The sequence below is a fragment of the Rhodanobacter sp. DHG33 genome (assembly GCF_014843005.1).
Classification (GTDB): Bacteria; Pseudomonadota; Gammaproteobacteria; order Xanthomonadales; family Rhodanobacteraceae; genus Rhodanobacter_A.
Genome location: NZ_JACYXM010000002.1, coordinates 221,202 through 244,961, shown reverse-complemented (window position 1 = coordinate 244,961; position 23,760 = coordinate 221,202). Strand labels below are relative to the sequence as shown.

Genomic DNA, 23,760 nt, shown 5'->3' with positions numbered 1-23,760 from the left:
TGACAGCACGCGACCGCTGGACGCCGCGCATGCGGGGCGCCGCATGCAGGCACGCAACCGATGTGCTCTTTGCAGGACGGGCCGCGCAAGTACGCGGCGAGCGCGACATGGCAGGCAATGCAGCCCGCCATGCCGCCTTCAGATCAGCCGCCACTCATCGCGCCGCCCGCATCGCTCTTCATCGCATCGTCTTTCTTCATCTTCATCGCATCGTCTTTCTTCATCTTCATCGCGTCGCCTTTCTTCATTTTCATCGCGCCCGGCTTCATCGCCGCGCCGTCCTTGTGCATGGAATCCATGGGCTGCATGGCCTTGTGCGGCATGGCGCTGCTGGACGAAGCGGCCATCGCATCCTGCGCGTGGACGGGAGCGAAGGCGAAAGCGCCGATGGAAGCGGAAAGCGCGAGAACGGCAAGCGTGCGTGCGTTCATGGGTGTGTCCTTGGGTGGGCAAAGGGAAGGAAGCGGCCGTACCGCCTCCACCCTTTCCTTCGCCGCACAGATGCGGGCGGTTACCTCGACAGCAGCCGCCCGCCCATCGCCGCATTCGCCACCACCACGATGAGCACTGCCAGCGCATGCGTGAGCAGGTCGGTGGCGGCTGCGTCGTAGGAGTGGCAGATCTCCAGCAGGCAGGCCGAGGCGGCGGCGCTGGCCAGGCCGACCAGCAATGCGGTGAGCACCGGGCGCAGCGGGCAGGCGCGGCGCAGCAGCCAAACCAGCAACACCGACAGCGGGATCGAGAAACTGATGATGAAGACCAGGCAATCGGCCGACTGGTGCAGCGTGGCGATGCTGGTATCCGGCGCCAGCCAAGTGCGCAGGCAACCGAGTCCGCTGGCGCCAATCCACAGCAGCGCGGGCGGCAACGGCAGCCACGCCCACAGGCTGGCGCGCCCAGGCACGGCCAGCGCGAACGCGGCCCATGCGGCCGTGATCGCGGTGAGCACCGCGCCCAGCGCAGCCCAGGCCAGATCCGGCGCACCGGCCCAGCGGCGCAGCATGGGCCGGTCGCCGTAATGCACGAACAGCAGCGCGGCGAAGACCGCCACCAGCGCCAGCCAGCCCAGCGTGCGCAACCACGGCGGCAGCAGGCGCCGCACCGGCACCAGTTCGGCACCGAGTACGTCGATCAGAGCGTGGTGGCGTGGCTTGGGCATGATGCTCAGGAATCTCCATGCATGCGGCCGCGCAGGGCCTTCAAGGCGCGGTGCAGGTTCACTTTCAGCGCGCCGGCGTTGCGGCCGGTGCGCGCGGCGGCCTCGGCCAGCGACTGCTCGCGCAGGCCGAGCTGCTCCACCGCTTCGCGCTGGCCGGGCGGCAGTTGCGCGATGGCTTCGCGCAAGCGCCGCGCCTGCTGGCGGCGTTCGGCATCCATGCTCGCGTCGTCGCGGTCGGGGTGCTGGTCCAGCGCGATGTCGTCGTGCAGCTCGCGCCGGTCGCGCCGGCCGTGGCTGCGCAGCGCGTCGATGGCGCGGCGTCCGGCAATGGCGCTGAGCCAGGCATCGTAGGAGCGCGCCGGATCGTAGGTGTGGCGCACGCGATGCACGGTGAGCAGGGTCTCCTGCACCACGTCGTCCAGCGCGTCCGTACCCACGCCCTGCCGGCGCGCCACTGCGCGGATCAGCGCCACCGAATCGGCCAGCACGCGCTCGTAGGCCCGGCGATCGCCCGCCTGCGCGGCCGCCATCCATGCGGCGCGCTTGCGCTCGGCCGGCTCGCTGGCGTTGGCGGGTTCGGCAGACACGGGGGCGCGGTCATCCGGTAGCAGGACAAGGCCGCCATCCCATACCAAGCTGCCGTCTGCGGTCAAGTGCGGATCTCCGTGCCTCGCGGTTGCATGGAGCGATTCGCCGCCGCCGGCATCACGGTTACCTTGCGCGGGTGATGTAACCATCCGCGGCGTGGCAGCGAATCACCAGCACACACCCACCGGACGATCGCCATGCTCCTGCTGATCCTTGCCTACCTCGGCGGTGCGCTGACCATCCTCAGCCCCTGCATCCTGCCGGTGCTGCCGTTCGTGTTCGCGCGCGCCGACCGACCGTTCCTGAAAAGCGGCCTGCCGATGCTGGTCGGCATGGCGCTCACCTTCGCGCTGGTCGCCACGCTGGCCGCGGTGGGCGGCGGCTGGGCGGTGCACGCGAACCAGTACGGCCGCGCCGTGGCGCTGGTGGTGCTGGCCCTGCTCGGGCTCACCCTGCTTTCCGCGCACGTTGCGGAGTGGCTGACACGGCCGTTCGTGGCACTGGGCAACCGGCTCTCGCAACGTTCCGACGGCGACGGGTCGATCTGGGGCGCCGTGGGCCTGGGCATCGCCACCGGCTTGCTGTGGGCACCGTGCGCGGGGCCCATCCTCGGCCTGCTGCTGACCGGCGCGGCGCTCAAGGGCGCCAGCGTCACCACCACCCTGCTGCTGCTCACCTACGCGCTGGGCGCCGCCACCTCGCTGGCGCTGGCCTTGGCCGTGGGCGGCCGGGTGTTCGCGCTGATGAAGCGTTCGCTGGGCGCGGGCCAGTGGCTGCGCTGCGCGCTGGGCGCGCTGGTGCTGGCCGGCGTGGCCGCCATCGCGATGGGCGTGGACACGGGCCTGCTCACGCGTGTCTCGCTGGCCAGCACCAACGGCCTCGAACAGAAATTGATCAATGCCGTGCAGCCGATGCCCACCGCCGAGGCTTCGCCCGCGCCGAAACCGGGCGAGGCGTTGCCGGTGGAAGGCACCCTGCCCTCGCTCTCCGGCGCCACCGGCTGGATCAACAGCAAGCCGCTCACGTCTGCCGCGCTGCACGGCAAGGTGGTGTTGGTGGATTTCTGGACCTACTCCTGCATCAACTGCCTGCGCTCGCTGCCCTACGTGGAAGCCTGGTACGACAAGTACAAGGACCACGGCCTGGTGGTGATCGGCGTGCATTCGCCCGAGTTCGCCTTCGAGAAGGACCAGGCCAATGTGCAGGCCGCCGTGCAGCGGCTGGGCGTGCGCTACCCGGTGGCGCTCGATTCCGATTACGCGATCTGGCAGGGTTTCAACAACCAGTACTGGCCGGCGGAATACTTCATCGACACGCAGGGACGCATCCGCCACCACAGCTTCGGCGAAGGCGGCTACGCCGAAGACGAGGACGTGATCCGCCAGCTGCTGGCCGAGGCCGGCAACGCCAACCTGCCCGGCGGCTACGTGCAGCCCGGCGCGAAAGGCGCGGAGGCGGCGATCTCGAACGACGACGACCGCTCGTCGGAAACCTACGTGGGTTATGCGCGCGCCGAAGGTTTCGCCAGCGGCCAGGTCGCCCACGACGAAGCCTTCGACTACCACGCACCTGCACAACTCGCCAGCAACCAGTGGGCGCTCGCCGGCCGCTGGATCGTGCAGCCGCAGGACGCTGCGCTGGACACGGCGGGCGGTTCCATCACCTACCGCTTCCGCGGCCGCGACCTGCACCTCGTGCTCGGCCCGGGCAAGGACGGCAGGCCGGTGCGTTTCCGCATCACGCTGGACGGCCAGTCGCCCGGCGCCGACCACGGCATGGACACCGATGCGCAGGGCAACGGCACCGTCACCGCGCAGCGCCTGTATCAGCTGGTGCGGCAGGCCCACGGCAACGGCGAGCGCACGTTCACCATCACCTTCCTCGATCCCGGCGTGCGCGCTTACGCGTTCACCTTCGGCTGAGCCACCCCCGATAGGAGCGCACCCCGCGCGCGATGGCTTCGCTCGTCGTGGCTGAGAGCATTCGCACACGAAGTGCACTCCTATCGGGATCTTCCATCCGCATTCGCGTCATCGGAGGCCGTCATGTCCCGCACCGACGAAACCACCGCGATGGATCGCCGCCGTTTCCTGCGTGCCGCGCTGGGCGGCGGCACCCTGCTCGCCGTCGGCGGCAGCTTCGCCCTGCCTAGCCTGTTCGCCGCCGGTGTCGCCGGAGATCGGTCGGCGCCGGCCCATACCGAGGCGGGCGACGTACTGCTGGAGTGCTTCGCCGACAACGGCCGCGACCTCGGCACCTGCCACGTGCAGCGGCTGGTGCTCACCGATGCGCAGTGGCAATCGCGCCTGTCGCCGCTGGCCTTCGAGGTCATGCGTCGCGACGGCACCGAGCGCGCCTTCAGCGGCCAACACGAACGCCCCGCACCGCACGGCCTCTTCCGCTGCGTCGCCTGCGCCACCGCGCTCTACGACGCCGCCACCGAATTCGACTCCGGCACCGGTTGGCCCAGCTTCTGGCGCCCCATCGCGAAGCGCAACGTGATCGAAATCCGCGACGACAGCCTGGGCATGGAGCGCACTGCCGTCAGCTGCGCCGGCTGCAACAGCCACCTGGGCCACGTATTCGATGACGGCCCACCGCCGACCGGTTTGCGCTATTGCATGAATTCGGTGGCGCTGCGGTTTATCCCGAGGGCGGCATGAGCTGACGCACGCCGTCGGCTGGGCGGATAGACGCGTGCCCGGTGCCGGTCGCTCGCTGCGGTTCGCTATGGCATGCTCGATATCTCGCGATCATCGACCAGGCCTGCGCCATGCAAGCTGCACGATCCGATGCCCATGACACCCCGGTGCTGATCGCCGGCGCCGGCCCCACCGGCCTCGTGCTGGCGCTGTGGCTGACCCGGCTCGGCATTGCCGTACGGATCATCGACAGGACCGCCGAAGCAGGAAGCACCTCGCGCGCCTTGGCGGTGCAATCGCGCACGCTGGAGTTTTACCGGCAGATCGACCTGGCCGATGCGGTTGTCAGCCGCGGCGTCCAGATTGCCGGCGTCAATCTGTGGGTCAGAAGCAGCAAGGCCGCACGGGTGCCTTTCGGACAGATCGGCAACGGCCTGAGCCCGTTTCCGTTCGGACTGGTCTTTCCGCAGGACGCCCACGAACGACTGCTGATCGAACGGCTGGAGGCGCTGGGAGTGACGGTGGAGCGTCAGACCGAGCTGCTCGCATTCGATCAGTCGCATGACGGCGTACGCGCCACGCTCAGGCTGCCCGATGGCGCGGAGGCAACCTGCCATGCGGCCTATCTTGCCGGCTGCGACGGCGCGCGCTCGGCGGTCAGGAATGGGTTGGGGCTCAGCTTTCCCGGGGGAACTTACACACAGCGGTTTTACGTCGCTGACATACAAGCCCATGGCCCGACCACCGACCATGAGCTGCATATCGATCTCGACGACGCCGACTTTCTCGCGGTCTTCCCGCTCAAGGAACAGGGCTGCGTACGCCTGGTCGGCACCGTGCGCGAACCCGCCGATGAAAACGGCGAACTGACGTTCGACGACATCAGTCCACGAGCAATCGCACATCTCGGACTCGAGGTCGTGAAGGTGAACTGGTTCTCGACCTACCGCGTGCATCACCGGGTGGCACCGTCCTTCCGGCAGGGGCGCGTGTTTCTGCTGGGCGACGCCGCGCATATCCACAGTCCGGCCGGCGGCCAGGGCATGAATACCGGCATCGGCGATGCGGTGAACCTGGCATGGAAACTTGCCGCCGTGTTGAACCATCACGCCACCGAGAGCCTACTCGGCACCTACGAGGTTGAACGAATCAGGTTTGCCCGTCGACTGGTTGCCACGACGGATCGTGGCTTTACCCTGGCCACCAGCGAAGGCCGGCTCGCACGGCTTGTCCGCACGCAACTGATTCCAGTGATTGCACCCCTGTTGTTCCGATGGTCGTCAATGCGGCGATTTCTGTTCCGCACGATGTCGCAAATCGGCATCGAGTATCGGCACAGCATGCTGAGTTCAGGCAAAGCCGGTGCCGTGCACGGCGGCGATCGCTTGCCATGGGTCCGCATCCCAGCGGCACGGGACAATGTGCAGCACGACAATTTCGGCCCGCTCGAATCGTTGGCGTGGCAGGTGCATGTCTACGGTGCATTGCACGCGGACCTGGGTGCGACATGTGCCGAGCACCAGCTTTCGATCCATGTATTCGCGTGGAACGCCGACATGAAACGTGCTGGCTTCAAACGCGATGGGTTCTACCTGATTCGCCCCGATGGCTACGTCGCGCTTGCCGCTCCAGACCAAGATCCACGGCGATTGCACGACTATTTGCATGCACACGGCATGCAAAAACAATGAGCGAGCCACGGACGATTAGTCGCGATAAGGCGCCAGCAATGCGGGGGTGTCGAACAGACCTGTCGGCAGCAGGTAACGGGGATCGCGCCCAGCGGCAAGCAACTCACGGATGCGCGTCGCGGAGATTTCCAGCGGCGTGGCCGTCAGCTCGATCACCATGCCGGCCGGCTGACGGCGTAGAGCATCGACATCATCGCTACGGCGCGGCAGCACCTCATGCAGCAACTCGTCGGAAAGCACCGCCGGAACACCCGGCCGGCTCAGCACGCCGATGTGTGCGACGTCGAACAATTCGCGCCAACAGTGCCACGTCGGCAATCCCGCAAACGCATCGGCGCCAAGCAACAGCACCAGTGGGCGGTCATCTTGCTCCGCGCGTAGCTCGATCAACGTATCGATGGTGTACGAAGGTCCGTCGCGCTCCAGCTCGCGCGCATCCAGCACCAGCCGCGACTGCCCGGCCAGCGCCGCGCGCAGCATCGCCACCCGCTCCGCGGCGGAAGCCAACGGTGCCGACCGGTGCGGCGGCACGTTGGCCGGCATCAACCTTACCTCCGCATCCAGCAGCTCGGCGGCCTCCCACGCGACGGTGAGATGGCCGATGTGCACGGGGTCGAAGGTGCCGCCGAAGATCGCAAGCGGGCGGATGCTCATCGCACAACCTCCGCTGCAACTGGTGCGAGCCGAAGTGCGATCATGAAGGATTGTCGCGAGCACGCACCGCTCACCCCAGCGTGGAGAGGGAGCAAGGCAGACGGCGCGGCCATCATGCGAGCGCCCGCGCCACCCGCGGCTCGGCCATCGCCGCGATCAGGCGCTCGGCCTCGCGCCAAGCTTCGCCCTGCTCTCGCCCCTTGGCGATGCGATCGATGCGCGAAGCCCGCGCCAGGCAGGCCAGCCAATGTTCGCGCGGCGCGCGGCGCAGCGCCTTGCGGAACAGCTGCTCCCGCGCCGGCCACAGGCGTTCGGCGCGCGCCTGCGCGGCGAGGTCCGGCGCGTTGGCCAGGCGCAGCGCAAGCTGCAACTGGTTCACCAGCCAGCCCATCATGGCGATCAATTCGTCGCCCTCCGCGCGCAGGCCGGCGAGAATGCGCAGCGCACGCGCGCCCTCGCCCGCCAGCGCGGCGTCGACGAGCTTGAACACGTCGTAGCGTGCGCTGTCGGCCACCAGGCTTTCCATCGCGTCCGCATCGATGCGGCTGCTGTCGCCGGCACGGAGCACGGCAAGCTTGTCCACTTCCTGCGCGGCGGCGAGCAGGTTGCCCTCCATGCGCTCGGCCAGCAACGCCGCGGCATCCGGCGTGGCGCCGAGGCCGCGCGAGGCGAGCCGCGCACCGATCCATGCCGGCCATTCGTTGGGCCTGGGGGCGTTGAACACCACCATGGTGCCGCTGGCGTCCAGCTTCTTGCTCCATGCGCCGTCGTGCTTGCTGCTCCACTCCATCGCGGTGATCAGCAAGGTGACGTCGGGCGGCGGATTGGCGCAGAACTCGTTGATCGCCTTGGCGCCATCCACGCCCGGGCGACCGGTGGGCAGACGCAGGTCGAGCAGGCGGCGCGTGGCGAACAGCGACATCCCTGCAGCGGCACGCGCGAGATCATCCCAGTCGAAATGCTGGGTGACCTCGAGTACTTCGCGCTCGGTGTAGCCGAGCCTTTTCGCCTGCGCGCGCAGCGCGTCGGCGGCTTCCAGCACCAGCAATTCCTCACCCGCCAGCAGATACACCGGCGCCAGCTGATCGGCGGCCAGCGCCTTCTGCCATTGCGCGGGGGCGAGCGGCATCAGGGTTTGCCGGGAGCGGACGCTGCTGCCGGCGCGGCTTGCGCATGACGGCCGATGGCCTCGAGCCGGAACATGACCGCCTGCACCGTGTCGTCGACCAGGCTGTCCTGGATCTGCGTCACCTGCGAGGCATTGCCGATGGTGTCGGTGGAGTCGTAGCTGTATTCGTGCTGCAGATCGATGCTCTGGTGCGGCAGCACGACCTTGCCCTCGCCATCGGCGAGATCGAGTTCGGTGTGCATGCGCACCGCGTATTCGGTGATCTGCACGTAGCCGCCCTGGGACAGCGACTGGGTCTGGAACGTGGCCACGGGCACGCGCAGCTCGGCGATGCCGGCGCCGCCGTTGTCCTCGACGGTGACGTCGGCGTTCTGCAGCGCGCGCGTCAGCTTGCGCTGCAGCTCGTCGTTGCCGGACACGACCACGTGCATCCGGCTGATCGATGCAGGCAGCGGGGCATTGCGGCGCAGGTGGAAGCCGCAGGCGCTCAGCACGAATGCGATGGCGAGCAGCGGCACGACACGGAGCATGCGGTTCATGGATTTCATCCTGCGACGATGTTGACGATCTTGCCGGGCACCACGATCACCTTGCGCACGGTGAGCTCCTTGAGGAAGGCGGCCACGTGCGGTTGCGCCAGCGCCAGCGCTTCCGCCTCTTCCTTGCCGGCATTGGCGGGCACCTCGATGGTGCCGCGCAGCTTGCCGTTGACCTGTACCGCCAGGGTAAGACTGTCGCGCACCAGCGCGGCTTCGTCCACGCCCGGCCAGGACTGGTCTTCCAGCACGGTCTCGGCGTGGCCTAGCACCTGCCACAGGTGATGGCTGACGTGCGGCACCACCGGGTTCAGCAGCAGCACCATGGTTTCCAGCGCCTCGTGGCGCACGGCGCGGCCCTGTTCGCTCATGTCGGTGAACTTGTTCACCGCGTTGAGCAGTTCCATCAGCGCGGCGATGGCGGTGTTGAAGGAGTGGCGGCGGCCGAAGTCGTCGCTCACTTTCTGGATGGTCTCGTGCAGCTGGCGGCGCAGGTTTTTCTGCTCGCCGTTGAGCTGCGCCGGGTCGACCACTGGGTGGTCCGGCTGCGCCGCATGCGTGGTGACCTCGCGCCAGAAACGGCGCAGAAAGCGCGCCATGCCTTCCACGCCGGCCTCGTTCCATTCCAGGGACTGTTCCGGCGGCGCGGCAAACATGGAGAACAGGCGTACCGTGTCTGCACCGTACTTGCCCACCATGGCCTGCGGGTCGACGCCGTTGTTCTTGGACTTGGACATCTTCTCGGTGCCGCCGATCTTCACCGGCTGGCCGTCGGCCTTGAGCAGCGCGCCGACCACGCGCGCCTTGTCGTCGCGCTGGATCTCCACGTCGGCGGGATTGATCCAGTCCTTCGAACCGTCGGCGTTGTCGCGGTAGAAAGTCTCGGCGATCACCATGCCCTGGCACAGCAGGTTGCTGGCGGGCTCGTCCGACTTCACCAAGCCCGCGTCGCGCATGAGCTTGTGATAGAAGCGAAAGTAGAGCAGGTGCAGGATGGCGTGCTCGATGCCGCCGATGTACTGGTCCACCGGCAACCAGTAGTTGGCGCGGTCGTCCACCTGCGCATTCGCGCCCGGCGAGGTGTAGCGCGCGTAGTACCAGCTCGACTCCATGAAGGTGTCGAAGGTATCGGTCTCGCGCTCGGCCGGGCCACCGCATTGCGGGCACGTGGTCTTGCGCCACTCGGGATCGGCCTTGATCGGCGACTGCACGCCGCTGAAGGCCACGTCCTCGGGCAGCACCACCGGCAGCTTGTCTTCCGGCACCGGCACCGCCTCGCACTTCGGGCAGTAGATGACGGGGATCGGACAACCCCAGTAGCGCTGGCGGCTGACGCCCCAGTCGCGCAGACGCCAGTTCACGCGGCGCTGGCCCTTGCCCTCCATCTCGAGTGTGGCGGCGAGATGGTCGAAGGCGTCGCGGTAGTTCTTGCCGTCCAGCGCGCCGGAGTGGATCACGCGCATGTCGGCGCGCGTCTTGTCGCCGTACCACTCCTGCCAGTGGGCAGGGTCGTAGGCCTCGTCGCCGGCGGCGATCACCTGTTTGATCGGCAGGTCGTACTTGTGAGCGAACTCGAAATCGCGCGCGTCGTGGCCGGGCACCGCCATCACCGCACCGGTGCCGTAGCCCATCAGCACGAAGTTGGCGACCCATACCGGCAGCTTGTCGCCGGTGACGGGGTGGATGGCGAACAGGCCGGTGGCCATGCCGCGCTTTTCCTGCGTTTCCAGCTCGGCTTCGGAGACGCCGCCCTGCTTCAGTTCGTCGAGGAAAGCAGCCAGCTGCGGGTTGCGCTGCGCCGCCTTCAGCGCGAGCGGATGTTCGCCCGCAATGGAGACGAAGGTGACGCCCATCAGCGTGTCGGGACGCGTGGTGAAGACGGTGAGCGGCGTGTCATCGCCTTCCACCGCAAAATGGATCTCCAAACCCTCGCTGCGGCCGATCCAGTTGCGCTGCATGGTCTTCACCGCGTCGGGCCAGCCGGGCAGCGTGTCCAGGCCGCTTAGCAGCTCCTGCGCGTAGTCGGTGATGCGCAGGAACCACTGCGGGATCTCGCGCTTTTCTACCACGGCGCCGGAACGCCAGCCGCGGCCGTCCAGCACCTGCTCGTTGGCCAGCACGGTCTGGTCGACGGGGTCCCAGTTCACCACGCTGTTCTTGCGGTAGGCCAGGCCCTTCTTCATCAGCCGGGTGAACATCAGCTGTTCCCAGCGGTAGTACTCCGGGCGGCAGGTGGCGAACTCGCGGCTCCAGTCGATCGCGTAGCCCAGCGACTGGAGCTGGCCGCGCATGTGCTCGATGTTGGCGTAGGTCCACTTGGCCGGCGCGGTCTTGTTCTTGATCGCGGCGTTTTCGGCGGGTAGGCCGAACGCGTCCCAGCCCATCGGCTGCAGCACGTTCTTGCCCTGCATGCGCTGGTAGCGGCTGATGACGTCGCCGATGGTGTAGTTGCGCACGTGGCCCATGTGCAGCGCGCCGCTGGGGTACGGCAGCATCGAGAGGCAGTAGAACTTCGGCTTGGCCGGGTCTTCCTTCACCTCGAACGCGCGCTGCGCGCCCCAGTACTGCTGGGCGGCGGATTCCACCGCCTGCGGCTGGTAGTCGATTTCGTTCTTGCTGGCTTCTTGGGTGTCTTGCATGGGTCTGTGGCGGGCTGCCGGGAGAACGGGGCAGATTAGCAGAATGGCCGCCGTTCCCCGCCCTCAGCAGCCTCAATCGGCCGGGCAAGCCGGCCGGTTGCCGGCTTCGTAGGCACGCGCGGCGCCGGCGATGCGGTTGGCCAGCGAAGCCACTGCCTGCTGATGGCCCGCCACCAGCGCGTCGTAGCCCGCGCCCACCGTTTCGCGGGCCACGCTGACGCAGGAGAGCGCGTCCTGCCCGCCGGACGTGCCGGTCATGTGCAGGCTCCACGCCGCCTCGATCAACGCATGGTCGCCGGGCACCGATTCAAAACGGCGCACATCGAGCGTGATGCGCAGGCGCGGCTGGCCGTTCCCGGGCAGCCCGCTCATGTCCGCCACACCCAGCGCCTTGGCCAGGTCGGCGGAGAGCGCGCCGCGGATCTCGTCGCCCAAGGGCGCGATCCAGCGCTCGCCGTCCAGCGGCTGCATGCCCTGGCCGCCCGTGCGCACCACCAGCTGCGGCACGTCCACCTGGGCCGGCACGTTCACCGGCGACAGTTCGAAGGGATACGGCACGGGCGCGATGCGTTCGGCAGGAGCACCCTGCGCCGTCAGCGTGTAGTAATGCATCGGCGCGGAAGCGCAGCCCGCAAGGCCCAGCGCAAGGGCTCCCGATATCCATGCACGCAGGCGACTCATGGCTGGCTCCTGTTCGGTTGGGCGGCAGGCGGCTGTTTCGGTGCGGCCGGCGCGGGATCGGCCTGTCGCCCGCGCAGCAACGCCTCGGGATGCACGCCGAGGTAATCGGTGAGCACGCGCAAGGAACGCATCGTGCGCTGCAGTTCCTGCATCGAGTTGCCCAGATTCTTCTGCAGCGGCGAGTCGGCGGAGAACGTGTCGTTGGCCGCGCCCAGCGTCTTGCGTGCGTCGTGCAGGGTGTCGTTGAGCGACGGCAGGGTCTGGCCGTTCACCTGCTTGAGCGTGGCGTCGAGGTTGGCCAGCGAATCGTTGAGGTGGTTGCCGATCTGGTCGAACGGAATCTTGTCCAGCTTGCCCACGATGTCGGCCATCTGCTCCTGCAGCTTGTCGAAGCTGCCTGGGGCGGTGGGGATTTCCAGCGGGCGCGCATCGGGGTTGTAGTTCGTCTTGGGCGCGTTCGGCAGGAAGTCCATCGCGATATACAGCTGGCCGGTGAGCAGGTTGCCGGTGCGTGCCTGCGCGCGCAGGCCGTGGTCGACCAGCGTACCGACCATGTGCGACAGGTCGGCGTTGTCGCCGCGCTGCTTCGCCAGCGCTACGAGCTTGTCGTGCGCCTGGCCCAGCCGCTCGGGATAGACCACGGCGCCGACGATGAACGGGAAGCGGTGGGCCTTCTCGTCGTAGTCCATGCGGATCGACACCACCTTGCCGAAGTTCATGCCGAGGAACTCCACCGGCGCGCCCACCGCCAGTCCGCGCAGGGACTGGTCGAAGCGCATCCGGATGTAGCTCGGCGGGCCATCCGGCGGCGCCATCGCGGTGGTCTGGTCGGCGAACAGCTGGAAGCTGGTGCCGTCGGCCACGGGCGTGGTGTCGTGCGGCCCCGTGGGGTCCTGGAAGGCCACGCCGCCGGCCAGCACGGTAGCCAGCGATTGCGTGTTGAGCTTGAGGCCGTCCGCACCTAGCGAGACGTCCACGCCGCTGGCGTTCCAGAAGCGGGTGGAACTGTTCACATAGCGGTCGTTGGGGCTGTCGATGAATACCGCGAAGGTCACGCCCTTGCCGTCCTTGTCCAACTGATAGGACACCACGCGCCCCACCTGGATGCGGCGGAAATAGACGGACGAACCGATATCCAGCGAGCCGAGGTCGTCGGCATGCAGGGTGAAGCTCTTGCCGGGCTCGCCATGGGTCACGGCCGGCGGCGTTTCCAGACCCTTGAAGTCGTATTGTTCGGTCTGCGAATCGCCGGTGTCCGCGCCGATATAGGCGCCGGAGAACAACGTGTCCACGCCGGACACGCCACCCAGGCCGATGCGCGGGCGAACCACCCAGTAGCGCGTGTCGCTGGTGGCGAACGAACTGGCGCTCTTCTCCAAATTCACCTTCACCAGCACGTGGCTGCGATCGGCGCTGAGGCGGATCTTGCTCACCATGCCGATCACCACGTCCTTGTACTTCACCGGCGTCTTGCCTTCGGCCAGCCCCTGCGCGGTCTGGAAGCTGATGGTGATGCCTGGCCCGGCCTGCAGCCACGCGTTCACCACCAGCGAGATGCCCACGATCGCCGCCAGCACCGGCACCAGCCAGATCAGCCAGGCGCTGTTGCGCCGCTTGCGCAGCACCGGGCGCGGCAGGTTGTCGGCTTGCTTGTCAGTCATCGGAATCTTCCTTGCCGTCCCAGATCAGCCGGGGGTCGAAACACATCGAGGCGAACATGGTCAGCACCACGGTGAGGCCGAAAAACACCACGCCCGGCAATGGCTCCACCAGGCTGAAATAGCCGAAGCGTACCAGCGCGGTGAGCAGGGCCACCACGAACACGTCGAGCATGGACCAGTAGCCGATCAGCTCCACCAGCCGGTACAGCTGCGCACGCTGCCGCCGCGCCCAGTTGCTGCCGCGCTGGCAGCTGATGAGCAAGGTGCCGAGTGCGAGGAATTTCAGCATCGGCACCATGATGCTGGCGCAGAACACGATCACCGCCAGCCCCGGCGAACCCTTCACCCACAGCTCCACCACGCCGCTGAGGATGGTGTTGTCGTCGATGTCGCCCAGGCTGGCCGTGCGCATGATCGGCAACACGTTGGCGGGGATATACATCAGGAATGCGGCTATCAGCAGCGCCCAGCAGCGCGCATAGACCGCCGGCTTGCGCCGGTGCATCGCCGAACCGCAGCGCGGACAGGCCAGCGCCTCCGCATCCTCGCTTCCCAGGCTGCAGACCTGGCCGCAGACGTGGCAACCGATCAGGCCCAGTTCGTCGGCGCGCGGCAACGCACTCATGGCGCCGCTCCCGCGTCCTCGTCGCTCGTCTCGTCCCACAGCCGATCGAGGTCGATGCTCGCGAACAGGGTGATCAGCAGCATCAGTACGCCGTAGGCATAGATGCCCGGATCGGGGATCACGTCGAAATACAGGTGCGCCTTGACGATGGACACCAGCGCGCCCAGCACGAACACCTCGCTCATCGTCCACGGCCCGAGATGGTGCAGCCCTACCATCAGCGGCCTGAAACCTGGCGCGCGGCGCCCGTTGCGCGCATACAGCAGCAGCCAGCCGAGGGTCAGGATCTTGATCAGCGGAAACACGAACAGCGTGGCAGCCACCAGCACCGCCACCACCTGCGAGTGGTCGTTCCACATGATCTGGACGACGTTCCACAGCGTGGCGTGCACGTGCTGGCCATTGAGGCCCAGCGTCACGATGGGCCACAGCGTGGCCTGCACGAACACCACCAATGCGGTCAGGAGCATCGCCAGCATGGTGCCCGCGCGCATGCCGCGGCAACGCTCCAGCACCGCACCGCAACGCGCGCACCTGGCCACCTCGCCCATGGCGAGCGGACAACGGTGGTGCACGGTGTCGCAGTGCTCGCAGATCAGCAGCGGATGCACTGTCGAGACGGCGTCAAAGGTATCTGGCGGGGACAGAGCCATCCGGTGATTCTCGCAAATCCGATCGTGTCACGGGCGATGCGGCATGGGCTTGATATGCTGGGGCGCGCACTCCATTTCAACTAGCTTCACCCTTCCTCCGGAACCCGCCGTGACCGACGCCAACCTCGCCCACGTCTTCGACGTCACCGAACAGAACTTCGAGGCCGATGTGCTCAACGCCTCGCTGGACACTCCGGTGCTGGTGGATTTCTGGGCCACCTGGTGCGGTCCGTGCAAGACGCTGGGCCCGTTGCTGGAACAGCTCGCCGCCGAATACAAGGGCGCGTTCCGCCTGGGCAAGGTGGACGTGGACAAGAACCAGCAGCTCGCCGCGATGTTCGGCATCCGCAGCGTGCCGACGGTGGTGCTGGTGAAGGACGGCCAGATCGCCGACGGCTTCGCCGGCGCACTGCCGCTGGGCGAGTTGCGCGAATTCCTGGGCCGCCACGTGCAACCGCACGAAGGCGACGCGGACGAGGTCGAGGAAGTCGCCGCCCCCGCCGAAACGCCGGAAGCGGCGATCAACCGCCTGCAGCAGGCCATCGCCGCCGAGCCCGAACGCGCCGAGCTCAAGCTCGAACTTGCCGCCGCGCTCGCCCAGGCCGGCCATAGCGACGCTGCCGCCACCGAACTGGACGCGCTGCCCGCCAACCTCGCCACCGACGCGCGCGCCGTGCGCCTGCGTCACCAGCTCGAACTCGCCCGCGCGCTGAAAGACGCTCCCGCACAAGCCGAACTGGAACAGCGCGTACAGGCCGATCCCGCGGACTGGACCTCGCGCGACCTGCTGGGCGTGCGCCTGCTGCTGGGCAACGACCCGGCCGCCGGTCTCGAACAATTCCTCGCCGTCCTCGAGAAGGCCCGCGACTGGAACGACGGCGCGGCGAAGAAGCGCCTGATCGCGGCCTTCGCCACACTGGACGACGCCGAACTGGTGGGCCGCTACCGCCGCCGCATGGCCTCGCTGCTGTTCTGAAATCCGCGGCCCCGCTGGCCGCCTTTCATTCCATACGCTAAAGTACGGAACACCTCCGACGCTCCGTGCCTCCATGCGTGCATCCACCTTCCGCCGGCTGCTGAACCTCTGGCCGCCGTTCCTGTTCAACAGCATCCGCGTGCAGACGCTCAGCGAAGACTACGCGCGGGCGAAGATCGTGCTGCGGCTGCGGCCGTGGAACCGCAATTACGTCAAGAGCCAATTCGGCGGCAACCTGTTCGCGATGGTGGATCCGTTCTGGATGCTGCTGGCGATGCACCGGCTCGGTCCCGACTATTACGTGTGGGACAAGGCCGGCAGCATCGATTTCGTGGCGCCGGGGCGCGAGGATGTCTACGCGCATTTCCACATGGACGACGCCACGCTCGCCGAGTTGCGCGAAGCCGCGGCCAGTGGCGAGAAAGTGCTGCGCTGGTTCGAGAACGACATCACCACCGCCTCCGGCGAAGTAGTCGCACGCGTGCGCAAGCAGCTCTATGTGCGGTTGAAGCCACGCGCGCGTTGAAGCACCCGCCTTCCGTCTTTTCGATGTGCCGCTATTCGTGCTCGAAGCGGGCGATCTCCGCCAGCGCCGCCTCTACCTTCATGATCGAGCTGCCCGCAAAATTGTTCTCCAACCAGCGGCGACGGCCGAACCTGCGCAGCACCACGTAGGCCAGCGCGACCAGTCCCAGCGAAACGGCGCCGCTGAGCAGCATCCACAGCGTCAGCCCCGGCGCCTTGTCCCACCACCGGGGCACACCCGCACGGTCGCAGCTGTACTGGATCAGCATCAGCATCGCGGGAATCCAGATCACGCTGCCCAGCACGGCGAACACCGGCGCTTCCACCTTCACGCGCCATGCGCGCATCTGCGCCAGCCGGCGCTGGATGGCCAGCACCGGTGCGGCGTAGTCGAGGCCTTGCTGCATCGACAGCAGGCGCGCCGGAAAGATCAGCGCCAGCGTGCCGAAAGCCTGCATGGCGATGCCGCAGGCCATCGCCTGCCACAGGCCCACGTGCGTGGACCAGAAGCTGATGCCCCACAGCATCAGCACGATGCCCAAGGCGATCTGCAGCGATTGTCCCCACACCAGCGGGCGCAGATGGCGGCGCAGGCGATCGGCCTGCCCCTGGCGGAACAGCTGCTCGCTCAACGCATTCTGTCGCTCCAACTGCCGCCCCAGCGTCTGCCACGCCAGCTTCATTTCGTCGAGTTCCATGGTCATGCTCCCGTCGTGGTCGCAGCGGTCATCTGGCCGCGCAGCTTCTGCTTGATGCGGTTGATCTTGGTAGCCACGTTGGTGGCGCTGATGCCGAGCACTTCTGCTATCTCGGTGTAGTTCCGGTCTTCCAGGTAAAGCAGGATCAGCGCGCGATTGAGCGCGTCGAGTTCGCCGATGAAGGTGTAGAGCGCCTCGACGCGCTCGTCCGGCTCCGCGGCGGGTTCGCCGGCGATGGTGTCCAGGTGGCTTTCCTCCAGCGGCTCGAAGCGGCGGGATTCGCCGCCCGCACGGCGCAGATGCGAAATCGCCACGTTCAACGCGATGCGGTAAAGCCATGTGCTGAACTTCGCGCGCCGCTCGTCGTAGCCGGCAAAGGCGCGCCACAGCTGCGCCCCGATTTCCTGCACCAGGTCGAGCCGCTCTTCGGCACCGCGCGCATAAACGCCGGCCACCTTGAGCACGATGCCGCGGTGCTCGCGCCATAGCGCCTCGAAGCGTTGCTGGTCTGCCGTGCCGCCCATGTCCGTCCACGTATCCCCGTTGTTGCCAGCATGATTCGCACGGACGCGAAAAAAATCACAGGGCGTCACCGTGCGGCGACATCGGCGGCTCGCATAATCGCCACAGGGAGCCACGGAATCCGCCGGAGGCAAGCATGGCACTGGCCGACAACCTGTTGATCCGCGTGCGCCGCCTCGATCCGGGCTGCTTCGCGCTGGTGATGGCCACCGGCATCGTATCGGTGGATGCTGGCCAGCACGGCCTGCCAAGGCTTGCCCTGGCATTGTTCGCGCTCAATCTGCTGGCCTACGCGTGGCTGCTGGCATTGAGCCTGCTGCGGCTGGCGCGCTTCCGCCACGAGATGGTGGCTGACTTCACCGATCCCTCGCGCGGCGCCGGTTTCCTCACCCTGGCGGCAGCTACCTGCGTGCTGGGCAGCCAGTGCGTCCTGGTGCTGCCGCTACCCGCGCTGGCGGCAACGTTGGCGGTGACAGGTGCGGTGTTGTGGCTCGCACTGATCTACCTGTTTTTCGCCGCCACCATCACCGCACGCTTCAAGCCCGGCTTTACGCGCAGCATCAACGGCGGCTGGCTGGTGGCGGTGGTATCCACCCAGGCGTTGTCGACCCTGCTGACCCTGGTCGCGGCAAGCCGCGCCGATCCCGACCGCCTGCAGTTCGTCGCGCTCAGCCTGTACATGCTGGGCGCGGCACTCTATCTGCTGATCATCACCCTGGTGGTGTACCGCATGGTGTTCTTCCCGTTGCGCGCGAGAGAGTTCACTCCGCCATACTGGATCGACATGGGGGCGCTGGCGGTGACCACGCTCGCCGGCAGCCTGATCGTGATCCACGCGCCCACCGGCGGCGCGCTGGCCGAACTGCTGCCGTTCGTGAAAGGTTTCACCCTGTTCTTCTGGGCCACTGCCACCTGGTGGATTCCGCTGCTGGTCATCCTGGAGATTTGGCGGCACGTCTGGCGCCACGTGCCGTTGCGCTACGAGACGGACGACTGGGACATCGTGTTCCCGATCGGCATGTACACCGTGGGCACGTTCGAACTGGCGCAGGCGCTGCATGCCGATTTCCTGTTGGCGATCCCCGCCGTCGGCGTGTACGTGAGCCTACTGGTATGGCTGCTGGTGGCGCTGATCGGCCTGCGCCGGCTGTACCGCAAGGGGCTTCGGCATGGCGCGCACGCGCAACGCTGAGACGTTCCCTACAATGGGGCGTCCCCTTCCCTGCGTATCGCCATGCCTCCCTTGCGAATCAAACGCTATCTGATCACCGGCCTGCTCACCTTCCTGCCGCTGTGGGTCACGGTGCTGGTGTTCAAGTTCGTGCTGGGCCTGCTGGCCGGCATCGGTGCGCCGGTGGTGGCGGCGCTGACGGAAGCGCTGGGGCTGGTGGCGCCGCACGTCGCGGACACGCTCAACAAGAGCGGACTGGTGTTCGTGCTGGCCCTGCTGCTGACGCTGGGCGGGTTGTATGCCGTGGGCTGGCTGGCGAACCGCGTGATCGGCAAGCGCCTGCTCGATGCCTTCGACGCCCTGCTGCAGCGGATACCGCTGGTGCAGACGATCTACGGCGGCACCAAGAAGCTGACCGCGGTATTGCAGAACAAGCCCGGCGGCACGCAGCGCGTGGTGCTGGTGGATTTCCCGCGGCCGGGCATGAAGGTGGTGGGCTTCGTCACCCGCACGCTGATCGAGGAAGGCACCGGCCGCGAGATGGCGGCGGTGTACATCCCCACCACGCCCAACCCCACCGGCGGCTATCTGGAACTGGTGCCGATGAGCGAGCTCACGCCCACCGACTGGACGATGGACCAGGCGATGGCCTTCATCATCTCCGGCGGCGCGGTGGCGCCGGACAGCCTGCCCGCCGCGCAACGCCTGCCCACCGACACGCCATAAGTGCGTGCAAGCAGCTCCGGGCGCACGGCGCCCGGAGATCACGAACAGGTTCTGACATACCGGGGGAATTCCCATGCCGAAATGGCCGCTACTCGCCCTGCTCGCGTTCGCCGCCACGGGCGCGCACGCCACCGACTGGACCACGCCCGCCGAGGCCGCGCATTTCCGCACCACGCCGAGCTATGCCGACACGCTGGCCTATCTCGAGCGCCTGCAACACGCGGCACCCGGCAAGATCAGGCTGGAAACCTTCGGCACGACGCCGGAAGGCCGGCCGATGACGGTGGTGATCGCCAGCGGAGACGGCACGTTCACCCCCGAAGCCGCGCGTGCCACGCACAAGCCCGTCGTGCTGGTACAGGCCGGCATCCACCCCGGCGAGATCGAGGGCAAGGACGCAGGCCTGATGCTGCTGCGCGACTTCGCCATCGCCGGCAAATACCCGCATCTGCTCGACCATGCCGTACTGGTCTACATCCCGGTGTTCAGCGTGGACGGCCACGAGCACAGCTCGCCGTATAACCGCATCAACCAGAACGGCCCGGAGAGCATGGGCTTCCGCGGCCAGTCGCAATACCTCAACCTCAACCGCGACTACGTGAAGGCCGATGCGCCGGAAATGCGCGCATGGCTGAAACTGTGGCAGGCGTGGCTGCCGGACTTCCTCGTGGACGTGCATACCACCGACGGCGCTGACTACCAGTACGACCTCACCTGGTACACCGAGGATCCGCACAAGCTCGATCCCGTGCTTGCCGACTGGCAGAAACGGCTCACCGACACAGTGATGCCCGCGTACGACAAGCGCGGCCACCTCGCCTCGATCTACCTGGAGTTCAAGAACGGCGCCGATCCCACCAAGGGCATAGAGAATTTCGGCTCCGGCCCGCGCTTTTCCACCGGCTACGCAGCGCTGCAGAACCGTCCCGCCTTGCTGATCGAAACGCACATGCTCAAGCCGTATGCGGTGCGCGTACAGGCGGCATACGACCTGATCGAACTGATGCTGGCCGACATCGACGCGCATCCGGCCGCGCTGCTCGCCGCCACCGCCAAGGCCGACGCCGACACTATCGCCCGCGCACACGATGCGCAGGCCAGCGTGCCGCTCACCTTCAAGCCCGATCCTGTTTCGACGCCCTACGCGCTGAAGGGCTACGCATACACGCTGACCCACAGCGACATCTCCGGCGCCAACTGGATCCAGTACGACCCGCATACGCCGAAGACCTACGACATCCCGAACTGGAACGGCCTGCTGCCCGACCTCTCGATCATGCCGCCCGCCGCCTACGTGGTGCCCGCGCAGTGGACGACGATCATCGACCGGCTGGATGCGCACGGCATCCGCTACCGGCGCCTGGACCATGCCGTGACGATCACCGCGCAGGGCTACCAGCTGGACGACCCGAAGTGGGCGACGAAGCCGTTCGAGGGCCACCTGATGCTGCGCGACTTCAAGCTCGCCAGCGTGCAGCGCACCGCCACCCTGCCGCCCGGCTCGGTGATCGTGCCCATGGACCAGCGGGCCGCCAACGTGGCCATCGAGCTGCTGGAACCGCAGGCGCCCGACTCCCTGCTGCAGTGGGGCTACCTCGACGCGATCTTCGAAGCCAAGGAATACGGCGAACCGCGCGTGCTGGAAAAGCTGGCGCGCGACATGCTGGCGAAAGACCCGTCGCTGCAGGCCGAATTCGACAAAAAGCTGCACGACGACCCCGCCTTCGCCGCCAACGGCTATGCGCGCCTGGCGTTCTTCTTCCAGCGCTCGCCCTGGTACGCCGTGCAGGGCGTGGGCGCCTACCCTGTGCTGCGGCTGGACGCGGCCGGGCTGCGGCAGCTTGCCGGCGGCACCCCTGACCTTTGACACTGGGCCGGCCATGACGAACGACCTAGCGTGGGCGGTCATGGTCGGAGGGGGCTAACACCGAGGCCCGGCCAGCTCACGCAGAACGCCGCCACGGCGGCACCACACACCGCTAAAGAGAGGGAAATCCATGACCCAGCAATTCCTGAAGCCCATGGCGCTGGCCGCCGCTGTCGCGCTGGCGCTGACCGGTTGCGGCAACAGCAGCGACCAGTCCGCCGCTCCTGCGCCGGCCAAGTCGGCCACCGCCGCCGCGCCGGCCCCGGCCGCCACCACGGCCGCCGCTGCCGCGCCGACGAGCGTGTTCGACATCAGCGAGCTGGGTCCGGGCACCGAGGCCTGCACGGACTTCAACAGCTTCGTCAACGCGAAGTGGGTCGCCGCCAACCCGATCCCGTCGGATCGCACCAGCTGGGGCGCCTTCAACCAGCTGGCCGAGAAGAGCCTGGAAACCCAGCACGAGATCGTCGAAGACGCCGCCAAGAACGCCGACAGCGCCAAGGCCGGCTCGGTCGAGCAGAAGATCGGCTGGCTGTACAAGTCCGGCATGGACGACGCCGCCATCGAGAAGGCCGGCTTCGATCCGATCAAGCCGAAGCTCGCCGCCATCGACGGCCTGAAGAACACCACCGATATCGTGAACTACCTTGACCAGAGCGCCGCCGACGGCGATGGCCAGGTGTTCGGCTTCGGCTCCGGCGCCGACTTCAAGGACGCCACCAAGCAGATCGGCTTCGCCATGCAGGGCGGCCTGGGCCTGCCCACCAAGGACTACTACTCCAAGCCGGAGTACAAGGACCTGCGCACCGCCTACCTGGCCTATATCGCCAAGACGCTTGAGCTGACCGGCGTATCCGAAGCCGACGCCAAGAAGCAGGCCGACGCAGTGATGAAGTTCGAGACCTCGCTGGCCGGCGCCTCGCTCGCCCCCACCGAGATGCGCGACCTCGACAACCAGTACCACTTCGTCAGCGTCAAGGACGCCGACAAGGTCACCCCGCATTTCAGCTGGGAACAGTTCTTCAAGACCCAGGGCGTGACCATCGACAACGGCTTCTCGCTGTCGCAGCCCAAGTTCTTCGCCGAGTTCGACAAGCTGCTGGCGACCGCGCCGGCCTCCGAGTGGCAGGCCTACCTGCGCTTCCACGCCATCGACGATGCCTCCAGCTCGCTGTCCAAGGCGTTCCGCGACAACAAGTTCGACTTCTACGGCAAGACCCTGGCCGGCCAGCCCGAGCAGAAGGCACGCTGGAAGCAGGTGCTGGGCGGCGTCAACGGTGCGATGGGCATGGGCCTTGGCCAGCTGTACGTGGCCAAGGTGTTCACGCCGGAAACCAAGCAGCGCGCCGAGGAGCTGGTCACCAACGTGCGCGACGCGCTGAAGAACCGCATCGAGCACCTGGACTGGATGAGCGACGCCACCAAGGCCAAGGCCATCGACAAGTGGAACAAGTTCCTGCCCAAGATCGGCTACCCCGACGAGGGTGAGTGGCGCGACTGGTCGGGCCTGACCATCAGCCAGGACAACTGGTACGCCAACCTGCAGGCCGCGCAGAAGTACAACTACCAGTACGACCTGTCGCACATCGGCAAGGCCACCGACCGCAAGGAATGGGGCATGACCCCGCAGACGGTCAACGCCTACTACGACCCCAGCACCAACACCATCAACTTCCCGGCCGCGATCCTGCAGCCGCCGTTCTTCTATGCGAAGGGCGACGACGCGATCAACTACGGCGGCATCGGCGCGGTGATCGGCCACGAATCCAGCCACGGCTTCGACGACCAGGGCAGCCAGTTCGACGGCGACGGCAACCGCGCCAACTGGTGGTCGCCGCAGGACAAGACACAGTTCGATGCACGCACCAAGGCGCTGGTCGATCAGTACAACGGCTACGCCCCGATCGCCGGCAAGCCCGACCTGCACGTCAACGGCAAGCTGACCCTGGGCGAGAACATCGCCGACCTGGGCGGCCTCAACATCGCCTACGACGCGCTGCAGACCGCGATGAAGAAGGATCCGTCCGAAGCCGACAAGAAGATCGACGGCTACACCGAAGATCAGCGCTTCTTCCTCAACTGGGCGCGCGTGTGGCGCGGCAGCGTGCGCGACAAGCAGGCCGAGCTGTACCTCAACGTCGACCCGCACTCGCCGATCGCGGTTCGTGCCATCGCCTCGCCGTCGGACATGAGTGCCTTCGCCACCGCCTTCCAGTGCAAGCCGGGCGACGCGATGGTGCGCTCCGGCGACAAGCAGGTGAAGATCTGGTAACCCCCTGCGAGCCGCGGCGCCCCGTCGCCGCGGCTCGTGCTTCTTCTCGTCGCCGCGCATCTGCGCGGCGTTTTTTTGCGTCGCCGATCGCCACCCTTCGGGTATCCATGGTGCGGCACAGCCGCCGATGCGCCGTGGACCATCACCACGAGTCTTGGCCCCCGCGGCACAACCGATGCTGTGGCGGAAATCGACCGTGCGATGCCACCTCTTCGGCACCTTGTCCGTATCATTTCCTGAAATCAGTTATTGCGAATCATTCTCATACAATTTATCCTCGCCGCCGATCCGCAGAGAGTTGCCGCATCCGGCACGCCTGCCGCCGTCATCAGCATCAGCGAGGAG

22 protein-coding genes are annotated in these 23,760 nt (G+C 67.1%); 9 read left to right on the top strand and 13 right to left on the bottom strand.

Annotated elements, in window-relative coordinates:
• Positions 1-143 precede the first annotated feature (143 nt).
• From IHE46_RS04045 to IHE46_RS04035, 3 genes are all read right to left on the bottom strand, one after another.
• On the bottom strand, positions 144-431 hold the full coding sequence (locus IHE46_RS04045) for a pentapeptide MXKDX repeat protein (RefSeq protein WP_192163346.1): 288 nt from the start codon (positions 429-431) through the stop codon (positions 144-146).
• An 80-nt stretch (positions 432-511) separates the two neighbouring features.
• Positions 512-1,159, bottom strand: coding sequence for an NrsF family protein (locus IHE46_RS04040; RefSeq protein ID WP_192163345.1), 648 nt, complete (start codon positions 1,157-1,159; stop codon positions 512-514).
• Between the two features lie 5 nt (positions 1,160-1,164).
• Positions 1,165-1,689 carry a sigma-70 family RNA polymerase sigma factor gene (locus IHE46_RS04035; protein ID WP_192163753.1) on the bottom strand — a complete coding sequence of 175 codons (525 nt, stop codon included), beginning with the start codon at positions 1,687-1,689 and terminating at the stop codon, positions 1,165-1,167.
• Between the two features lie 255 nt (positions 1,690-1,944).
• Between IHE46_RS04035 and IHE46_RS04030 the strand changes: the two genes are divergently transcribed.
• From IHE46_RS04030 to IHE46_RS04020, 3 genes are all read left to right on the top strand, one after another.
• Positions 1,945-3,669 carry a cytochrome c biogenesis protein CcdA gene (locus IHE46_RS04030; protein ID WP_192163344.1) on the top strand — a complete coding sequence of 575 codons (1,725 nt, stop codon included), beginning with the start codon at positions 1,945-1,947 and terminating at the stop codon, positions 3,667-3,669.
• A 123-nt stretch (positions 3,670-3,792) separates the two neighbouring features.
• Positions 3,793-4,410, top strand: a complete 618-nt coding sequence (gene msrB / locus IHE46_RS04025) for a peptide-methionine (R)-S-oxide reductase MsrB (protein ID WP_192163343.1) — start codon at positions 3,793-3,795, stop codon at positions 4,408-4,410.
• 110 nt (positions 4,411-4,520) lie between these two features.
• Positions 4,521-6,080 (top strand): FAD-dependent monooxygenase, encoded by a 1,560-nt coding sequence (locus IHE46_RS04020; protein ID WP_192163342.1) that lies wholly within the window; start codon positions 4,521-4,523, stop codon positions 6,078-6,080.
• Positions 6,081-6,095: 15 nt separating this feature from the next.
• Here the strand turns inward: IHE46_RS04020 and nadD are convergent, their stop codons facing one another.
• The 8 genes from nadD to IHE46_RS03980 form a co-directional block, all read right to left on the bottom strand.
• The gene (gene nadD, locus IHE46_RS04015) at positions 6,096-6,734 is read right to left on the bottom strand and encodes a nicotinate-nucleotide adenylyltransferase (protein WP_192163341.1); all 639 of its coding nucleotides are present in this window, start codon (positions 6,732-6,734) and stop codon (positions 6,096-6,098) included.
• Between the two features lie 112 nt (positions 6,735-6,846).
• Positions 6,847-7,863 carry a DNA polymerase III subunit delta gene (holA, locus tag IHE46_RS04010; protein WP_192163340.1) on the bottom strand — a complete coding sequence of 339 codons (1,017 nt, stop codon included), beginning with the start codon at positions 7,861-7,863 and terminating at the stop codon, positions 6,847-6,849.
• Positions 7,863-8,402: an LPS assembly lipoprotein LptE gene (lptE, locus tag IHE46_RS04005; RefSeq protein ID WP_192163339.1), complete on the bottom strand. Its 540-nt coding sequence runs from the start codon at positions 8,400-8,402 to the stop codon at positions 7,863-7,865. The genes holA and lptE overlap by 1 nt, the downstream gene beginning before the upstream one ends.
• A gap of 5 nt (positions 8,403-8,407) precedes the next feature.
• On the bottom strand, positions 8,408-11,038 hold the full coding sequence (leuS, locus tag IHE46_RS04000; protein WP_192163338.1) for a leucine--tRNA ligase: 2,631 nt from the start codon (positions 11,036-11,038) through the stop codon (positions 8,408-8,410).
• 72 nt (positions 11,039-11,110) lie between these two features.
• A complete protein-coding gene (locus tag IHE46_RS03995) occupies positions 11,111-11,719 on the bottom strand; it encodes a PqiC family protein (RefSeq protein WP_192163337.1) in 609 nt (202 codons plus the stop codon).
• Entirely contained in the window at positions 11,716-13,380 is a 1,665-nt protein-coding gene (locus IHE46_RS03990; RefSeq protein WP_192163336.1) for an MlaD family protein, read from the bottom strand. Before IHE46_RS03990 ends, IHE46_RS03995 begins: the two co-directional genes overlap by 4 nt.
• Positions 13,373-14,005 (bottom strand): paraquat-inducible protein A, encoded by a 633-nt coding sequence (locus IHE46_RS03985; protein WP_192163335.1) that lies wholly within the window; start codon positions 14,003-14,005, stop codon positions 13,373-13,375. Before IHE46_RS03985 ends, IHE46_RS03990 begins: the two co-directional genes overlap by 8 nt.
• Complete coding sequence (locus IHE46_RS03980) at positions 14,002-14,658, bottom strand: paraquat-inducible protein A (protein ID WP_192163334.1); 657 nt, start codon at positions 14,656-14,658, stop codon at positions 14,002-14,004. Before IHE46_RS03980 ends, IHE46_RS03985 begins: the two co-directional genes overlap by 4 nt.
• A gap of 109 nt (positions 14,659-14,767) precedes the next feature.
• Here IHE46_RS03980 and trxA point away from each other — a divergent pair, with 109 nt between their 5' ends.
• Together trxA and IHE46_RS03970 are read left to right on the top strand one after the other, a co-directional pair.
• Positions 14,768-15,634, top strand: a complete 867-nt coding sequence (gene trxA, locus IHE46_RS03975; RefSeq protein ID WP_192163333.1) for a thioredoxin — start codon at positions 14,768-14,770, stop codon at positions 15,632-15,634.
• A 73-nt stretch (positions 15,635-15,707) separates the two neighbouring features.
• Positions 15,708-16,160 carry a DUF4442 domain-containing protein gene (locus IHE46_RS03970; protein WP_192163332.1) on the top strand — a complete coding sequence of 151 codons (453 nt, stop codon included), beginning with the start codon at positions 15,708-15,710 and terminating at the stop codon, positions 16,158-16,160.
• Positions 16,161-16,191: 31 nt separating this feature from the next.
• Here the strand turns inward: IHE46_RS03970 and IHE46_RS03965 are convergent, their stop codons facing one another.
• Together IHE46_RS03965 and IHE46_RS03960 are read right to left on the bottom strand one after the other, a co-directional pair.
• On the bottom strand, positions 16,192-16,857 hold the full coding sequence (locus IHE46_RS03965; RefSeq protein WP_192163331.1) for a hypothetical protein: 666 nt from the start codon (positions 16,855-16,857) through the stop codon (positions 16,192-16,194).
• Between the two features lie 2 nt (positions 16,858-16,859).
• Positions 16,860-17,381 carry a sigma-70 family RNA polymerase sigma factor gene (locus IHE46_RS03960; RefSeq protein ID WP_192163330.1) on the bottom strand — a complete coding sequence of 174 codons (522 nt, stop codon included), beginning with the start codon at positions 17,379-17,381 and terminating at the stop codon, positions 16,860-16,862.
• A gap of 134 nt (positions 17,382-17,515) precedes the next feature.
• Between IHE46_RS03960 and IHE46_RS03955 the strand changes: the two genes are divergently transcribed.
• The 4 genes from IHE46_RS03955 (at position 17,516) to IHE46_RS03940 (ending at position 23,415) form a co-directional block, all read left to right on the top strand.
• Entirely contained in the window at positions 17,516-18,571 is a 1,056-nt protein-coding gene (locus IHE46_RS03955; RefSeq protein WP_192163329.1) for a tellurite resistance/C4-dicarboxylate transporter family protein, read from the top strand.
• 42 nt (positions 18,572-18,613) lie between these two features.
• On the top strand, positions 18,614-19,276 hold the full coding sequence (locus IHE46_RS03950) for a DUF502 domain-containing protein (protein WP_192163328.1): 663 nt from the start codon (positions 18,614-18,616) through the stop codon (positions 19,274-19,276).
• A 73-nt stretch (positions 19,277-19,349) separates the two neighbouring features.
• A complete protein-coding gene (locus IHE46_RS03945) occupies positions 19,350-21,143 on the top strand; it encodes a M14 family metallopeptidase (protein WP_192163327.1) in 1,794 nt (597 codons plus the stop codon).
• Positions 21,144-21,273: 130 nt separating this feature from the next.
• Positions 21,274-23,415 (top strand): M13-type metalloendopeptidase, encoded by a 2,142-nt coding sequence (locus IHE46_RS03940; RefSeq protein ID WP_192163326.1) that lies wholly within the window; start codon positions 21,274-21,276, stop codon positions 23,413-23,415.
• The last annotated feature ends 345 nt before the right edge of the window (positions 23,416-23,760 follow it).

Excerpts from the sequence above, each read along its gene's own strand:
- IHE46_RS04045 (WP_192163346.1), bottom strand. The coding sequence starts at position 431 with ATGAACGCACGCACGCTTGCCGTTCTCGCGCTTTCCGCTTCCATCGGC.
- IHE46_RS04040 (WP_192163345.1), bottom strand. The coding sequence starts at position 1,159 with ATGCCCAAGCCACGCCACCACGCTCTGATCGACGTACTCGGTGCCGAA.
- IHE46_RS04035 (WP_192163753.1), bottom strand. The coding sequence starts at position 1,689 with ATGGCGGCCGCGCAGGCGGGCGATCGCCGGGCCTACGAGCGCGTGCTG.
- IHE46_RS04030 (WP_192163344.1), top strand. The coding sequence starts at position 1,945 with ATGCTCCTGCTGATCCTTGCCTACCTCGGCGGTGCGCTGACCATCCTC.
- msrB (WP_192163343.1), top strand. The coding sequence starts at position 3,793 with ATGTCCCGCACCGACGAAACCACCGCGATGGATCGCCGCCGTTTCCTG.
- IHE46_RS04020 (WP_192163342.1), top strand. The coding sequence starts at position 4,521 with ATGCAAGCTGCACGATCCGATGCCCATGACACCCCGGTGCTGATCGCC.
- nadD (WP_192163341.1), bottom strand. The coding sequence starts at position 6,734 with ATGAGCATCCGCCCGCTTGCGATCTTCGGCGGCACCTTCGACCCCGTG.
- holA (WP_192163340.1), bottom strand. The coding sequence starts at position 7,863 with ATGCCGCTCGCCCCCGCGCAATGGCAGAAGGCGCTGGCCGCCGATCAG.
- lptE (WP_192163339.1), bottom strand. The coding sequence starts at position 8,402 with ATGAACCGCATGCTCCGTGTCGTGCCGCTGCTCGCCATCGCATTCGTG.
- leuS (WP_192163338.1), bottom strand. The coding sequence starts at position 11,038 with ATGCAAGACACCCAAGAAGCCAGCAAGAACGAAATCGACTACCAGCCG.
- IHE46_RS03995 (WP_192163337.1), bottom strand. The coding sequence starts at position 11,719 with ATGAGTCGCCTGCGTGCATGGATATCGGGAGCCCTTGCGCTGGGCCTT.
- IHE46_RS03990 (WP_192163336.1), bottom strand. The coding sequence starts at position 13,380 with ATGACTGACAAGCAAGCCGACAACCTGCCGCGCCCGGTGCTGCGCAAG.
- IHE46_RS03985 (WP_192163335.1), bottom strand. The coding sequence starts at position 14,005 with ATGAGTGCGTTGCCGCGCGCCGACGAACTGGGCCTGATCGGTTGCCAC.
- IHE46_RS03980 (WP_192163334.1), bottom strand. The coding sequence starts at position 14,658 with ATGGCTCTGTCCCCGCCAGATACCTTTGACGCCGTCTCGACAGTGCAT.
- IHE46_RS03970 (WP_192163332.1), top strand. The coding sequence starts at position 15,708 with ATGCGTGCATCCACCTTCCGCCGGCTGCTGAACCTCTGGCCGCCGTTC.
- IHE46_RS03965 (WP_192163331.1), bottom strand. The coding sequence starts at position 16,857 with ATGGAACTCGACGAAATGAAGCTGGCGTGGCAGACGCTGGGGCGGCAG.
- IHE46_RS03960 (WP_192163330.1), bottom strand. The coding sequence starts at position 17,381 with ATGGGCGGCACGGCAGACCAGCAACGCTTCGAGGCGCTATGGCGCGAG.
- IHE46_RS03955 (WP_192163329.1), top strand. The coding sequence starts at position 17,516 with ATGGCACTGGCCGACAACCTGTTGATCCGCGTGCGCCGCCTCGATCCG.
- IHE46_RS03950 (WP_192163328.1), top strand. The coding sequence starts at position 18,614 with ATGCCTCCCTTGCGAATCAAACGCTATCTGATCACCGGCCTGCTCACC.
- IHE46_RS03945 (WP_192163327.1), top strand. The coding sequence starts at position 19,350 with ATGCCGAAATGGCCGCTACTCGCCCTGCTCGCGTTCGCCGCCACGGGC.
- IHE46_RS03940 (WP_192163326.1), top strand. The coding sequence starts at position 21,274 with ATGACCCAGCAATTCCTGAAGCCCATGGCGCTGGCCGCCGCTGTCGCG.